At 69.2% G+C, this 13,372-nt stretch carries 12 protein-coding genes; 6 read left to right on the top strand and 6 right to left on the bottom strand.

Features of this window, described 5'->3' with window-relative positions; all coding sequences use genetic code 11:
• Positions 1–9 precede the first annotated feature (9 nt).
• The 3 genes from rpsR to rpsF form a co-directional block, all read right to left on the bottom strand.
• Positions 10–246: a 30S ribosomal protein S18 gene (gene rpsR / locus AC07FY_RS11860; RefSeq protein WP_005315025.1), complete on the bottom strand. Its 237-nt coding sequence runs from the start codon at positions 244–246 to the stop codon at positions 10–12.
• A gap of 43 nt (positions 247–289) precedes the next feature.
• Positions 290–886: a single-stranded DNA-binding protein gene (locus AC07FY_RS11855; RefSeq protein WP_479004126.1), complete on the bottom strand. Its 597-nt coding sequence runs from the start codon at positions 884–886 to the stop codon at positions 290–292.
• A gap of 73 nt (positions 887–959) precedes the next feature.
• Complete coding sequence (gene rpsF / locus AC07FY_RS11850; protein ID WP_004950685.1) at positions 960–1,250, bottom strand: 30S ribosomal protein S6; 291 nt, start codon at positions 1,248–1,250, stop codon at positions 960–962.
• 250 nt (positions 1,251–1,500) lie between these two features.
• Here rpsF and AC07FY_RS11845 point away from each other — a divergent pair, with 250 nt between their 5' ends.
• From AC07FY_RS11845 to AC07FY_RS11835, 3 genes are all read left to right on the top strand, one after another.
• Positions 1,501–1,824, top strand: a complete 324-nt coding sequence (locus tag AC07FY_RS11845; RefSeq protein WP_479004123.1) for a hypothetical protein — start codon at positions 1,501–1,503, stop codon at positions 1,822–1,824.
• A gap of 133 nt (positions 1,825–1,957) precedes the next feature.
• Positions 1,958–3,076 (top strand): lipid II:glycine glycyltransferase FemX, encoded by a 1,119-nt coding sequence (locus tag AC07FY_RS11840; protein ID WP_479004121.1) that lies wholly within the window; start codon positions 1,958–1,960, stop codon positions 3,074–3,076.
• A 61-nt stretch (positions 3,077–3,137) separates the two neighbouring features.
• Entirely contained in the window at positions 3,138–4,169 is a 1,032-nt protein-coding gene (locus AC07FY_RS11835; RefSeq protein WP_479004118.1) for an alanine racemase, read from the top strand.
• Between the two features lie 51 nt (positions 4,170–4,220).
• On the opposite strand, the gene AC07FY_RS11830 is transcribed toward AC07FY_RS11835, so the two are convergent.
• Together AC07FY_RS11830 and AC07FY_RS11825 are read right to left on the bottom strand one after the other, a co-directional pair.
• Positions 4,221–5,696, bottom strand: coding sequence for a glycosyltransferase family 87 protein (locus tag AC07FY_RS11830; protein ID WP_479004115.1), 1,476 nt, complete (start codon positions 5,694–5,696; stop codon positions 4,221–4,223).
• 79 nt (positions 5,697–5,775) lie between these two features.
• A complete protein-coding gene (locus AC07FY_RS11825; RefSeq protein ID WP_479004112.1) occupies positions 5,776–8,376 on the bottom strand; it encodes a transglycosylase domain-containing protein in 2,601 nt (866 codons plus the stop codon).
• Between the two features lie 296 nt (positions 8,377–8,672).
• Between AC07FY_RS11825 and AC07FY_RS11820 the strand changes: the two genes are divergently transcribed.
• The 3 genes from AC07FY_RS11820 to AC07FY_RS11810 all read left to right on the top strand — a co-directional run bounded on the left by AC07FY_RS11820 (position 8,673) and on the right by AC07FY_RS11810 (position 11,779).
• Positions 8,673–9,275: a PadR family transcriptional regulator gene (locus AC07FY_RS11820; protein WP_069921079.1), complete on the top strand. Its 603-nt coding sequence runs from the start codon at positions 8,673–8,675 to the stop codon at positions 9,273–9,275.
• A gap of 49 nt (positions 9,276–9,324) precedes the next feature.
• Positions 9,325–10,407, top strand: a complete 1,083-nt coding sequence (locus tag AC07FY_RS11815) for an inositol-3-phosphate synthase (RefSeq protein WP_479004107.1) — start codon at positions 9,325–9,327, stop codon at positions 10,405–10,407.
• 103 nt (positions 10,408–10,510) lie between these two features.
• Positions 10,511–11,779, top strand: coding sequence for an MFS transporter (locus AC07FY_RS11810; protein WP_479004104.1), 1,269 nt, complete (start codon positions 10,511–10,513; stop codon positions 11,777–11,779).
• Positions 11,780–11,854: 75 nt separating this feature from the next.
• Here the strand turns inward: AC07FY_RS11810 and AC07FY_RS11805 are convergent, their stop codons facing one another.
• The gene (locus AC07FY_RS11805) at positions 11,855–13,321 is read right to left on the bottom strand and encodes a CCA tRNA nucleotidyltransferase (protein WP_479004101.1); all 1,467 of its coding nucleotides are present in this window, start codon (positions 13,319–13,321) and stop codon (positions 11,855–11,857) included.
• Positions 13,322–13,372: the final 51 nt, after the last annotated feature.

Genomic DNA, 13,372 nt, shown 5'->3' with positions numbered 1-13,372 from the left:
ACCCTTTCCTTATCGCGCGGTGGACGTGTAGGGCAGCAGCGCCATCTCACGGCTGTTCTTCACGGCCGTAGCGACGTCACGCTGGTGCTGCGTGCAGTTGCCGGTGACGCGGCGGGCACGGATCTTGCCACGGTCGGAAATGAACTTCCGCAGCATGTTCGTGTCCTTGTAGTCCACGTACGCGGTCTTGTCCTTGCAGAAAGCGCAGACCTTCTTCTTAGGCTTGCGCACAGGCGGCTTCGCCATTGTGTCTCTCCTGTGAAATCAAGAAGTGGGGGTGCGAGCTGCCCTAGAAGGGCGGCTCGTCCGAGTAGCCACCGCCGGAGCCGCCGGAGCTTCCGCCCCAGCCGCCACCGCCGCCGCCCTGCTGCTGGCCGCCGGCCGGCGCGCTGGACGCCCAGGGGTCGTCGGAGGGAGCTCCGCCGGCCTGGGGAGCGGCGCCGCTGGGGGCTCCGCCCCAGTTGCCACCGCCGCCGCCCTGCTGCTGGCCGCCGCCGCCGTATCCACCCTGACCACCGCGACCGGTGGTCTTGGTGACCTTGGCCGTGGCGTTCTTCAGGCTGGGGCCGACTTCCTCGACGTCCAGCTCGTAGACCGTGCGCTTGACACCCTCACGGTCCTCGTACGACCGCTGCCTCAGCCGGCCCTGCACGATGACGCGCATGCCCCGCTGGAGGGACTCGGCGACGTTCTCCGCCGCCTGCCGCCACACCGAGCAGGTGAGGAACAGGCTCTCGCCGTCCTTCCACTCATTGGTCTGACGGTCGAAGGTGCGGGGGGTGGACGCGACACGGAACTTCGCGACCGCCGCACCCGAGGGGGTGAAGCGCAGCTCGGGGTCGTCGACGAGATTGCCGACGACCGTGATGACGGTCTCGCCTGCCATGGATGAACCTCTCGGCGGGGATGTGCTGCTGGGCTGCTGTGCTACTCGTTCCCGATTACCGCTGAACCGGAGTTCAGTGGGTCTCGGGGCGAAGGACCTTGGTCCGGAGAACCGACTCGTTCAGGTTCATCTGTCGGTCAAGCTCCTTGACGACCGCAGGCTCGGCCTGAAGGTCGATGACCGAGTAGATGCCCTCGGGCTTCTTCTTGATCTCGTAAGCGAGACGACGACGGCCCCAGGTGTCGACCTTCTCGACCTTTCCGTTGCCCTCACGGACGACGGAGAGGAAGTTCTCGATCAGCGGGGAGACAGCGCGCTCCTCGAGATCGGGGTCGAGGATGACCATCACTTCGTAGTGACGCATGTGGAACCCACCTCCTTTGGACTCAGCGGCCACGGTCGTTCCGTGGCAGGAGGGTCGTGATGCGTGCGCACGGTGTCCGAGAGCAGACACCGCGCAGCTGTACAGACTACCTCCTCGACTCCTTCCGGTTGAAATCCGGCGGCAGAGGGACACAATCTGTATCCATCGGGTGTGCTCGGTGCTATGCCCCCGGCCCCTGCCGGAGGTGGGCCCCGCAGCACCGATCTGCTCAGCCAGGAGGTGCCTTCCGATGGCACAGGCCATGCGTCCCCAGTCCTCCCCGCCGCCGATCTCGCTGTTCTCCACCGACGGCAAGCCCCACCCGCTGCAGGACACCCTGATGGCGGCCACCCTGATCCTCGGCGCCGTGGCGTTCGTCACGGCCTTCTTCCACTCGCTGCACCTGCTCAGCTCGTGGGCGGGGCTGATCGGGATCCTCACCGGCGCGTACGGACAGTTCATCTCCGTCACGACACGCGAACGCTTCGCGCTGATCATCGGCCTTGGCGCGTCGGCCATCGGCTTCTTCCTCGGCATGGCGCACGGCGGCCTGTTCGGCGGCTGGCTGGGCTGATCGGGGTACCTCCGCCACAGGGACGCCGCCCACACGGGTGCGGGCCCGCCGGCCCGTCCCCCAGATGGGTGGCGCCCCTGTCAAAGTAGGCTTCGCGCCATAGCCAGCGAAGCCGCCGGAGGAGACACCCCGCATGAGCCTGTCCCTGAGCACCATCAGCCGCGAGCAGCATCTGGCCTACCTCCAGAGCCTGCCTTCGGCTAGCCACTGCCAGGTCCCGGCATGGGCCGACGTCAAGAACGAGTGGCGTTCGGAGAACCTCGGCTGGTTCGACAAGTCCGGCGAACTCGTCGGTGCGGCCCTGGTGTTGTACCGCCAGCTGCCGAAGGTGAAGCGGTACCTCGCCTACCTTCCCGAGGGCCCCGTCATCAACTGGTACGCCCCGAACCTGGAGGAATGGCTCCAGCCGATGCTGGCCCACCTGAAGAACCAGGGCGCTTTCACGGTGAAGATGGGCCCGCCCGTCGTCATCCGCCGCTGGAACTCGGCCGCCATCAAGGCCGGTATCCAGGACCCCGACGTCAAGCGCCTGCGCGACGTGGAGGCCTCGGTCATCGAACCGCGCGCCTTCGAGGTGTCGGACAAGCTGCGCCGCATGGGCTGGCAGCAGGCCGAGGACGGCGGCGCCGGCTTCGGCGACGTCCAGCCCCGGTACGTCTTCCAGGTCCCGCTGGCCAACCGCTCGCTGGACGACGTCCTCAAGGGCTTCAACCAGCTGTGGCGCCGCAACATCAAGAAGGCCGAGAAGGCCGGCGTCGAGGTCGTCCAGGGCGGCTACGACGACCTGCCGACCTGGCAGCACCTCTACGAGATCACGGCCGAGCGCGACAAGTTCCGCCCGCGCCCGCTCAGCTACTTCCAGCGCCAGTGGACCGCCCTCAACTCCGAGGACCCCAACCGGATGCGGCTGTACATCGCCAGGCACGAGGGGGAACCCCTGGCCGCCGCCACGATGCTCACCGTGGGCCAGCACGTCTGGTACTCCTACGGCGCGTCCGCCAACCACAAGCGCGAGGTCCGCCCGTCCAACGCGATGCAGTGGCGCATGCTGCGCGATTCCTACGCGCTGGGTGCGAGCGTCTACGACCTGCGCGGTATCTCTGACACGCTGGACGAGAACGACCACCTGTTCGGGCTGATCCAGTTCAAGGTCGGCACCGGCGGCGAAGCCGTCGAGTACGTCGGCGAGTGGGACTTCCCGCTCAACAAGGTGCTGCACAAGGCGCTCGACATCTACATGTCGCGTCGCTGATCCCACCCCCACCCACGCACCGCTGCACCCCGCAGCTTTTCAGGAGAGGTTCCGGACGGGCATGGCGCTCACGCTCTACGTCGACACCGCGCGCTGGCGTGCGCACCAGAAGCAGATCCAGGACCGGTTCCCCGGCATGGTGCCGGTCTGCAAGGGCAACGGGTACGGCTTCGGCCACGAGCGCCTCTGCGAGGAGGCCACCCGCATGGGCGCCGACGTCCTGGCCGTGGGGACGACGTACGAGGCCGCCAGCATCAAGGACTGGTTCGGCGGTGACCTGCTCGTCCTGACGCCGTTCCGTCGGGGCGAGGAGCCGGTGCCGCTGCCCGACCGGGTCATCCGCTCGGTCGCCTCGCTGGACGGGGTCCGCGGTCTGGTCGGCGCCCGGGTGGTCATCGAGTGCATGAGCTCGATGCGCCGACACGGCATCTCCGAGCAGGACCTGGGGCAGCTCCACGCGGCGATCGAGGACGTCCGGCTCGAGGGCTTCGCCCTGCACCTGCCGCTGGACCGCCCGGACGGTTCGGACGCCGTCGAGGAGGTCATCGGGTGGATGGACCGGCTGCGCGCCGCCCGCCTCCCGCTGCACACCATGTTCGTCAGCCATCTGCGGGCCGAGGAACTGGCGCGGCTCCAGCAGCAGTTCCCGCAGACCCGCTTCCGGGCGCGGATCGGCACCCGCCTGTGGCTGGGGGACCACGACGCGACGGAGTACCGCGGCGCCGTCCTCGACGTCACGCGCGTCACCAAGGGCGACCGCTTCGGCTACCGCCAGCAGAAGGCCGCCTCCGACGGCTGGCTGGTCGTCGTGGCTGGCGGTACCTCGCACGGCGTGGGGCTGGAGGCCCCCAAGGCCCTCCACGGCGTGATGCCGCGCGCCAAGGGCGTGGCCCGGGCGGGCCTGGCCACCGTCAACCGCAACCTGTCGCCCTTCGTGTGGGCGGGCAAGCAGCGCTGGTTCGCGGAGCCGCCGCACATGCAGGTGTCGATCCTGTTCGTGCCGTCGGACTCGCCCGAGCCCAAGGTCGGCGACGAACTCGTGGCGCATCTGCGGCACACCACCACGCAGTTCGACCGGGTGCTCGACGCCTGACCCCCCCGTCGGCCGGCCGGTCTGCGGGACCGGCCGGCGCGGCACCGGGACTCAGTCCCGGGAGGGCGCGCCCCAGTCGACCCGGCGGCCCTCGGCGGGCTCCTCGTCCCGCGGCGCCCTCGCCGCGTCCGACAGGACGAACACGTCCTCGGCCCCGTCCAGGACGCCGCCCGAGGGGTCGTCCGAACCGCCCCGGCGCACGACGTCCCGTTCGGGCATCAGGATGTCGCGGACGATGACCGCGCACAGGTAGAGGGTGCCCAGCAGATGGGCGGCGATCGCCAGCTGGTAGCCCTCCGTGGGCAGGCCCTGGTGCTTGTCCCCGCTGCTCGTGTAGGCCAGGTAGAACCAGATCCCGAAGTAGTACACGACCTCCGTGGCCTGCCAGATCAGGAAGTCGCGCCAGCGCGGCCGGGCGAGGGCCGCGAGCGGGATGAGCCACAGGACGTACTGCGGTGAGTACACCTTGTTGGCCAGGATGAACGCCGCGACCACCAGGAAGGCCAGCTGGGCGAAGCGGGGTCGGCGCGGGGCGGTCAGGGTGAGCAGGCCGATGGCTCCGCAGAGCAGGAGGGTCAGCCCGGTCGCGTAGGTGTTGGCGCCCTCCAGCGAGCTGCCCGAGCGCTGGGAGATCAGCAGCCACACGGAGCCGAAGTCGATGGGCCGTTCCTGGCTGAACGTGTAGAACTTCGACCAGCCTTCCCAGGCCCCGACCATGACCGGCAGGTTCACCAGCAGCCAGGATCCGGCCGCGCCGAGCACCGCCGCACCGAACGCCCGCCACGTCCCGGCCCGCCAGCACAGCACGAACAGCACCCCGAGCAGCAGCACCGGGTACAGCTTCGCCGCGGTGGCCAGGCCGATGAGGACTCCGAAGAGCACCGTGCGGCCCCGGGACCACATGAGCATTCCGGCGGCGGTCAGGGCGATGGCCAGCAGGTCCCAGTTGATCGTCGCGGTCAGGGCGAAGGCCGGTGCGAGGGCGAAGAGCAGGGCGTCCCAGGGGCGGCGGCGGTGGGTCCGGGCGACGCACACGGCGATGACGGCGGCGCAGGCCATCAGCATGCCCGCGTTGACCATCCAGTACATCTGCTCGCGGTGCTGCATGGAGCCGCTGCCGGGCGTGAGCCAGGAGGCGATCTCCATGAAGAGCCCGGTGAGCACCGGGTACTCCAGGTACTGCATGTCGCCGGGAAGCCGGTCGAAGTACGGGGTCAGGTTGTCGGCGAAGCCGCGTACCGCGTAGAGGTGCGGGATGTCGGAGTAGCAGGCGTGGGTGTACTGGGACGTCGCCCCCCGGAACCACGCCCAGTTGTAGCAGGGCAGTTTCTGCACCATGCCCAGGGCGAACACGCCGATGGCGAGCAGGGCCACCACGCGGACGGGGCCGAGCCAGTGGCCGCCGAGCCGGGCGTGGCGGCCGAGGGGGCCACCGAGGAACTCACTGCCCGCTGCGGAGACCTCGTCCTGCTGGGTGGGCAGTACGGGGCGGTCCTCGACCTCGTGCACCTTCGTCATGGGGCTCATCCTGCCGTACGGGACCCGACACGGGGGAAGGCCGTCGCACCCCGTGCGACGGCCTTCCTCGAGTCGGGGGCGGGCCCGGTCAGTCGGCCGCCGCGCCGGTGGGCCAGCCGGTCGTGCCACCGGGGCGTCCGGGCCTGCTGGTGTCCGTCGGCGACGGCGACCCGCTGGGCCCCCCGATGATCCCGCCGGTGTTCCCGCCGCCGTCGGCTCCGCCGGTGGTGGTGCCGCCGGTGGTGTCCGGCTCGCAGAGCTCCCACGGCCTGCAGGACGGCTTGCCGCCCTTGGACGGGCTCGGGGAGACCGGGGGCGGGCTGCTCGACGGGGAGGGCGAGGGCGACGTCGACGGCGGCGGGGGCGCGGACGGCGTCGGGGAGGGGGCTCCGGCCGAGTCGGCCCGCACGCCGATGTCCTCGGCCTCCGGGAACTTCGAGGGCGGGGCACCCTTGAGCGCCTCGCGCATGTACTCGGTCCAGATCACGGCCGGGATGTCACCACCGTGGATGGAGTCGGTGCCGCCCACGCCGTTCATGGACTGCAGTTCCTTGTCCTTCGAATTGGGGTTGGAGCGGAAGAGGACCACGGAGGTGGACAGCTCCGGCGTGTAGCCGACGAACCAGGCCGACTTGTTCTGGTCGGTGGTTCCGGTCTTGCCCGCGGCCGGCCGGCCCAGCTTCTTGGCCTTGGTTCCGGTGCCGTTCTGGACGACGTTCTCCAGGACCTTGGTGACGTTGTCCGCGACGGCGCTGTCCATGGCCCGCTGGGCCGTGGGGGCCCCGAAGCCGGGCAGCTTGTCGCCGTTCTTCTTGACCTCGGTCACCGAGTACGGCTCTCGGTGCGTGCCGGAGGCGGCGAAGGTGGCGTAGGAGTCGGCCATCCGGATGGCGCTGGGCGTCGAGGTTCCCAGTGCGAAGGAGGCGTCGTTGTTCGGGTTCAGCGACTCTTCGAGGATGCCCGTGGCCTTGGCCACGTTGCGCACCTTCTCGTGGCCGACGTCGAAGACCAACTGGGCGAACGGGACGTTGATGGACTTCTCCATCGCCTCGGTGAGGGTCACGTAGCCGTAGGGGGTGGGACTCTCGTTCTTCTGCCGGAACGGGGCGCCGGAAGCGTCGCGCAGCGGCCTGCCCTCACGGTTGTTGATCACGGTGAGGTCGTTGGCCTGGTACTTGCTGTCGACCGAGATGCCCTGGCCCTTGGAGTTCTGCGTGCCGTACTCCATCGCCGCCGCCAGCACGTACGGCTTCCAGGTCGAGCCGACCGGGACACCGCTCGTGTTGGCGTTGTTGCTGAAGTACTTCTTGTCCCAGCCCGGTCCGCCGTACAGCGCGACGATCTTCCCGGTCTTCACGTCGATGGAGGAAGCGCCGAACTGCACGAACGTGTCGTACTCCGGGCGCTTCTTCTCGTCGAGGAACTCGTTGCTGGTGTCCTCGACGGCCTTGGCCAGGGCGTCGACCTTCGGCTTCTCGAAAGTCGTCCTGATCGTGTAGCCGCCCAGGGCCATCTCTTCGGCGGTGATGCGCGCGTTCTTCATCACGTACGCCTTGGCCGTGTCGACCAGGTAGCCGATCTGACCGGTCATGCCGCGGGCCTGTTCCGACTCGATGCGCGCCGGGAACTCCGCGTCCGTGTACTTGGCGCGCTCCGCCTTGTCCATCCGGCCGACCTCGACCTCGCGGTCGAGCACCCAGGCCCAGCGCTTCCTGGCCCGCTGCTCGTTGAGGGCGGGGGTGGCGGCGGCGCCGATGCCGCCGTCGGGGTTGTAGAGGTTCGGTCCCTTGAGCACGGAGGCCAGGAAGGCGCTCTCGGCGGGGTTCAGGTCCTTGCAGTCCTTGCCGAAGTAGGCGCGGGCGGCGGCCTGGATGCCGTAGGCGTCGCGGCCGTAGTAGGCCGTGTTCAGGTAGCCCGCGAGGACCGTGTCCTTCTCCTCGGTGACACCCAGCCTGATGGCGATGAACAGCTCGGTGACCTTGCGCTTGAGCGTCTGGTCGGAGTCCAGGTAGGTGTTCTTCACGTACTGCTGGGTGATCGTCGAGCCGCCCTGGGTGGAGCCGCCGGTGGCCATGTTCCACACGGCCCGGCCGATGCCCATCGGGTCGACGCCCTTGTCCGTTTCGAAGGACTCGTTCTCCGCGGCGATGACCGCGTCCCTCATGGTGCGGGGGATGTCCGAGATGGGGACGATCTGGCGGTTCATGGAACCGCCGGTCGCCACCATCTGAGTGCCGTCGGCCCACAAGAAGACGTTGTTCTGGGCCTGGGCCGCCTTGTGCGGGTCGGGCGTGCCCACCATGGCGATGCCGATGCCCGCCCCGGCGGTGACCACCGCGCAGAAGCCCAGTGCCGTGCCGGACACCAGCTTCCAGGAGGGCACGAAGCGCTTCCAGCCGTCCCGGTCGGAGCGGGGGTAGTTGACGAGGCGCTTGTCGGGGCCTGCGGCGGCGCCGCGCGCCGCCCGGCCGGAGCCTCTGCCGCGGCCGGCAGACCCTCTCTGGGCGGCTCTGCGGGCCTCGGCGCGGCTGCCCGGCGCGGAGGGTTCCGCGTACGGCCCGCTGGGGGAGGCGGTGGGGACGTCGCGCCCGGATCCGGCGCCCCGGCCGGGACGTTGCTGGGCAGCCCGGCGGGCCGAGGCTCGCCCACCACCTTGGGGCTGCGACGGTTTACGGCGGTGCTCGCTCATCGAACGACTACTCCTCGGGCAGGCGAGTGGCCTGGAAGCGGCAGATCAATTCCGGTCCCCCCGGTGTCCTGGCGCACAGACTACGCACGCTCAAAACCCGCACAGTGCCGAAGTTCACCCCAAATCAGGCAACTTGCATCGTACGAATTGGTGATGTGACACCGGTCACCACGTCACCCCTTGTCGTCGGACGCACACCGTTCTATCGTCTGGATGTATCGAGTCGATACATCAGCTCGGCATAATGGACTCAGAGCCCCGGAGCTCGGAGTCGAGGTCGGAGGAGAGGCAGGCGGATGAGCAGGCGCTCAGGCATCCTCGAATTCGCCGTCCTCGGCCTGCTGCGCGAATCCCCCATGCACGGGTATGAGCTGCGCAAGCGGCTCAACACCTCGCTCGGGGTGTTCAGGGCCTTCAGCTACGGGACCCTCTACCCCTGCCTCAAGACGCTCGTCGCCAACGGCTGGTTGATCGAAGAGCCGGGCAACGCCCCGGAGGACGCGCTCGCCGCTTCACTCGCAGGGCGGCGCGCCAAGATCGTCTACCGGTTGACGGCCGCGGGCAAGGAGCACTTCGAGGAGCTCCTCTCCCACACGGGACCGGATACCTGGGAGGACGAGTCCTTCGCCGCGCGCTTCGCCTTCTTCGGCCAGACCGAACGAGACGTGCGCATGCGGGTTCTGGAGGGCCGCCGCAGCCGGCTGGAGGAGCGTCTGGAGAAGATGCGTGCCTCACTGGCCCGCACGCGGGAACGCCTCGACGACTACACGCTCGAGCTGCAGCGGCACGGCATGGAGTCCGTGGAGCGCGAAGTGCGCTGGCTGAACGAGCTCATCGAGAGTGAGCGGGCGGGACGGGATCGGAGACGACCCGGACCGTCCGACGAAACTGAAAAATGAGGTCTGCATCTCGCAGACCTCGTCCGAGAACAAACAGGGAGCAACCGGAATGGGTTCGGTTCGCGTAGCCATCGTCGGCGTGGGCAACTGCGCCGCCTCGCTGGTGCAGGGCGTCGAGTACTACAAGGACGCCGACCCGGCGGCCAAGGTCCCCGGTCTGATGCACGTCCAGTTCGGCGACTACCACGTGCGTGACATCGAGTTCGTCGCCGCGTTCGACGTCGACGCGAAGAAGGTCGGCCTCGACCTTTCGGACGCCATCGGCGCCAGCGAGAACAACACCATCAAGATCTGCGACGTCCCGAACGCCGGTGTGACCGTCCAGCGCGGCCACACCTACGACGGTCTGGGCAAGTACTACCGCCAGACGATCGAGGAGTCCGCCGAGGCCCCGGTCGACGTGGTCCAGATCCTCAAGGACCGCCAGGTCGACGTCCTGATCTGCTACCTGCCCGTCGGTTCCGAGGACGCGGCGAAGTTCTACGCCCAGTGCGCCATCGACGCCAAGGTCGCCTTCGTCAACGCCCTCCCGGTCTTCATCGCCGGTACCAAGGAGTGGGCGGACAAGTTCACCGAGGCCGGTGTCCCGATCGTCGGCGACGACATCAAGTCGCAGGTCGGCGCCACGATCACGCACCGCGTGATGGCCAAGCTGTTCGAGGACCGCGGTGTCCGTCTTGAGCGCACCATGCAGCTCAACGTCGGCGGCAACATGGACTTCAAGAACATGCTCGAGCGCGACCGCCTGGAGTCGAAGAAGATCTCCAAGACGCAGGCCGTCACCTCGCAGATCCCCGACCGCGAGCTCGGCGAGAAGAACGTCCACATCGGCCCGTCCGACTACGTCGCGTGGCTCGACGACCGCAAGTGGGCCTACGTCCGCCTCGAAGGCCGTGCCTTCGGCGACGTGCCGCTGAACCTCGAGTACAAGCTCGAGGTATGGGACTCCCCGAACTCCGCCGGTGTCATCATCGACGCCCTGCGCGCCGCGAAGATCGCCAAGGACCGCGGCATCGGCGGCCCGATCCTGTCGGCGTCCAGCTACTTCATGAAGTCCCCGCCGGTGCAGTACTTCGACGACGAGGCCTACGCGAACGTCGAGAAGTTCATCAAGGGCGAGGTCGAGCGCTAGTCGCGCCAGGGTCCGCCAGGACACCTGGACTTCGGCCGTTCTTCCGCGGAGGGTCCCCGGGCTGTGTGCCCGGGGACCCTCCGCGTGTGTGACCCTTGCCCTCATGCCCGTCGTAGGTGATCTGCGCGTACTCCTGCGCCTGAGGGACTTCCGCAATCTGCTCGCCGTACGGCTGCTCTCCCAGGCGGCGGACGGCGTCTACCAGGTCGCGCTCGCCGCCTATGTCGTGTTCTCCCCCGAGAAACAGACCTCACCGGCGGCCATCGCCTCCGCGATGGCGGTGCTCCTGCTGCCGTACTCGGCGATCGGCCCGTTCGCCGGGGTGCTACTGGACCGCTGGCGCCGCCGCCAGGTCTTCCTCTACGGCAACCTGCTGCGCGCCTTCCTCGCCTGCGTGACCGGCATGCTGATCGTCACCCAGGTCCCCGACTGGCTGTTCTACGCGTCGGCGCTGTCCGTGACCGCCGTCAACCGCTTCGTCCTGGCGGGACTCGCCGCATCCCTGCCCCGGGTGGTCGGGCCCCACCAGCTGGTCACCGCGAACGCACTCTCCCCGACCGCCGGAACCCTCGCGGCGACCGCCGGCGGGGGACTGGCCTTCCTCACCCGGTTCCTGGCCGACGACGCCGACGGCCTGGTGGTCCTGCTCGGGGCCGGCCTCTACCTGACCGCGGCCCTGGCCTCCCTGCGGCTGGCCGTCGACCTCCTCGGTCCCGACCACCGACCGGGCGTCCTGCACCCGTCGGTCGCCGAGGGCCTCGCGCTGACCGTCCGTGGCATGGCCGAGGGCCTGCGGCATCTCGCCTCCCGCCGGGAGGCGGCCCTGGCGCTCACCGCGATGACCGCGATGAGGTTCTGCTACGGGGCGCTGTTCGTCACCCTGCTCATGCTCTGCCGCTACGCGTGGTCCGGGAGCGAGGCCGACGGGCTGGCCCTCTTGGGGATCGCCGTCGGGGTCTCGGGGGCAGGGTTCTTCGCGGCCGCCGTCGTCACCCCCTGGATGGTGCACCGGCTCGGCCCCCTGAGCTGGATCACCGCCTGCTCGGCGGGTGCGGCGGTCCTGGTTCCCGCCCTCGGCCTGTCCTTCGCCCCCGGTCCGATGCTGGCCGCCGCGTTCGTCCTCGGCCTCGCCACCCAGGGCGCCAAGATCTCCACCGACACGGTCGTGCAGTCGCGGGTCGACGACGATTACCGGGGCCGCGTCTTCTCCGTCTACGACGTGCTCTTCAACATCGCGTTCGTCGGCGCCGCGGCGGTGGCCTCCCTGATGCTCCCCGCCGACGGACGTTCCGTGCCGCTGATCCTCTGCGTGGCCGCTCTCTACGCCGTCACGGCGGTACTCCTGAGCCGGCAGGGACGACGTTTCACGTGAAACATCGGAGGCGGGAGGAGCGGGAGGAGCGGGAGGCGATGTTTCACGTGAAACATCGCCTCCGGCACGACCGCGTCACGCCTGCGCGGCCCACCACTCCTTGAGGGCGGCGACAGCCGCGTCGCGGCCCATCGGCCCGTTCTCCAGCCGCAGCTCCAGCAGGAAGGCGTACGCCTTGCCGATCACCGGACCGGGTCCCACGTCCAGCACCCGCATGATCTCGTTGCCGTCCAGGTCGGGCCGGATCGCGTCCAGCTCCTCCTGCTCCTGGAGCTGCGCGATGCGTTCCTCCAGGCCGTCATAGGTCCGGGAGAGCGCGTTGGCCTTGCGCTTGTTGCGGGTGGTGCAGTCCGACCGGGTCAGCTTGTGGAGGCGCTCCAGCAGCGGGCCGGCGTCGCGGACGTAGCGCCGCACCGCCGAGTCCGTCCACTCGCCGTCACCGTAGCCGTGGAAGCGCAGGTGCAGCTCCACCAGGCGGGACACGTCCCGGATGATGTCGTTGGAGTACTTCAGGGCCGTCAGGCGCTTCTTGGTCATCTTGGCGCCCACCACCTCGTGGTGGTGGAAGGAGACCCGGCCGTCGCTCTCGAAGCGCCGGGTACGGGGCTTGCCGATGTCGTGCAGCAGGGCGGCGAGCCGCAGCACCAGGTCCGGGCCGTCCTGCTCCAGCGCGATCGCCTGCTCCAGCACGATCAGCGAGTGGTCGTACACGTCCTTGTGGCGGTGGTGCTCGTCACTCTCCAGCCGCAGAGCGGGCAGCTCGGGCAGGACGCGGTCGGCCAGCCCGGTGTCGACGAGCAGGCCCAGGCCCTTACGCGGGCCGGCGGACAGGATCAGCTTGTTCAGCTCGCCCTGCACCCGCTCCGCCGAGACGATCTCGATCCGCTCTGACATGGCCTTCATCGCCGCGACCACCTCGGGAGCGACCTCGAAACCCAGCTGCGCTGCGAACCGTGCCGCCCGCAGCATGCGCAGGGGATCGTCGGAGAAGGAGTCCTCAGGGGTGCCCGGAGTGCGCAGCACGCCCGCGGCCAGGTCCTCCAGGCCGCCGTGCGGGTCGATGAACTCCTGCTCCGGCAGGGCCAGCGCCATGGCGTTGACCGTGAAGTCGCGCCGGACCAGGTCGTCCTCGATGGAGTCGCCGTAGGAGACCTCGGGCTTGCGCGAGGTCCGGTCGTAGGCCTCCGAGCGGTAGGTGGTCACCTCGATCTGGAAGCTCAGCACCTCGCCTTCGACCCGGGCGCTCTTCTGGGCTCCGACGGTGCCGAAGGCGATGCCGACGTCCCACACCGAGTCCGCCCACGGCCGGACGATCTTCAGGACGTCCTCGGGGCGGGCGTCGGTGGTGAAGTCGAGGTCGTTGCCGAGACGCCCGAGCAGCGCGTCGCGGACGGACCCGCCGACCAGGGCGAGGCGGAAGCCGGCCTCCTGGAAACGGCGGCCGAGCTCGTCGGCGACAGGAGCGACCCGCAGCAGTTCACTCACCGCGCGGCGCTGCACCTGACTCAGGGCACTGGGGTTGTCTTCGTTGGCGTTCGGCACAACAGAAAAGGGTACGTGTCCCGCTCACCGCGGGCTTCCTCCTTTATCGCC

It is taken from the genome of Streptomyces sp. NPDC045967 (genome assembly GCF_056430495.1).
This window is presented reverse-complemented; position numbering and strand designations above follow the sequence as displayed.

Excerpts from the sequence above, each read along its gene's own strand:
- AC07FY_RS11840 (WP_479004121.1), top strand. The coding sequence starts at position 1,958 with ATGAGCCTGTCCCTGAGCACCATCAGCCGCGAGCAGCATCTGGCCTAC.
- AC07FY_RS11830 (WP_479004115.1), bottom strand. The coding sequence starts at position 5,696 with ATGAGCCCCATGACGAAGGTGCACGAGGTCGAGGACCGCCCCGTACTG.
- rpsF (WP_004950685.1), bottom strand. The coding sequence starts at position 1,250 with ATGCGTCACTACGAAGTGATGGTCATCCTCGACCCCGATCTCGAGGAG.
- AC07FY_RS11810 (WP_479004104.1), top strand. The coding sequence starts at position 10,511 with ATGCCCGTCGTAGGTGATCTGCGCGTACTCCTGCGCCTGAGGGACTTC.
- rpsR (WP_005315025.1), bottom strand. The coding sequence starts at position 246 with ATGGCGAAGCCGCCTGTGCGCAAGCCTAAGAAGAAGGTCTGCGCTTTC.
- AC07FY_RS11835 (WP_479004118.1), top strand. The coding sequence starts at position 3,138 with ATGGCGCTCACGCTCTACGTCGACACCGCGCGCTGGCGTGCGCACCAG.
- AC07FY_RS11855 (WP_479004126.1), bottom strand. The coding sequence starts at position 886 with ATGGCAGGCGAGACCGTCATCACGGTCGTCGGCAATCTCGTCGACGAC.
- AC07FY_RS11845 (WP_479004123.1), top strand. The coding sequence starts at position 1,501 with ATGGCACAGGCCATGCGTCCCCAGTCCTCCCCGCCGCCGATCTCGCTG.
- AC07FY_RS11825 (WP_479004112.1), bottom strand. The coding sequence starts at position 8,376 with ATGAGCGAGCACCGCCGTAAACCGTCGCAGCCCCAAGGTGGTGGGCGA.
- AC07FY_RS11815 (WP_479004107.1), top strand. The coding sequence starts at position 9,325 with ATGGGTTCGGTTCGCGTAGCCATCGTCGGCGTGGGCAACTGCGCCGCC.
- AC07FY_RS11820 (WP_069921079.1), top strand. The coding sequence starts at position 8,673 with ATGAGCAGGCGCTCAGGCATCCTCGAATTCGCCGTCCTCGGCCTGCTG.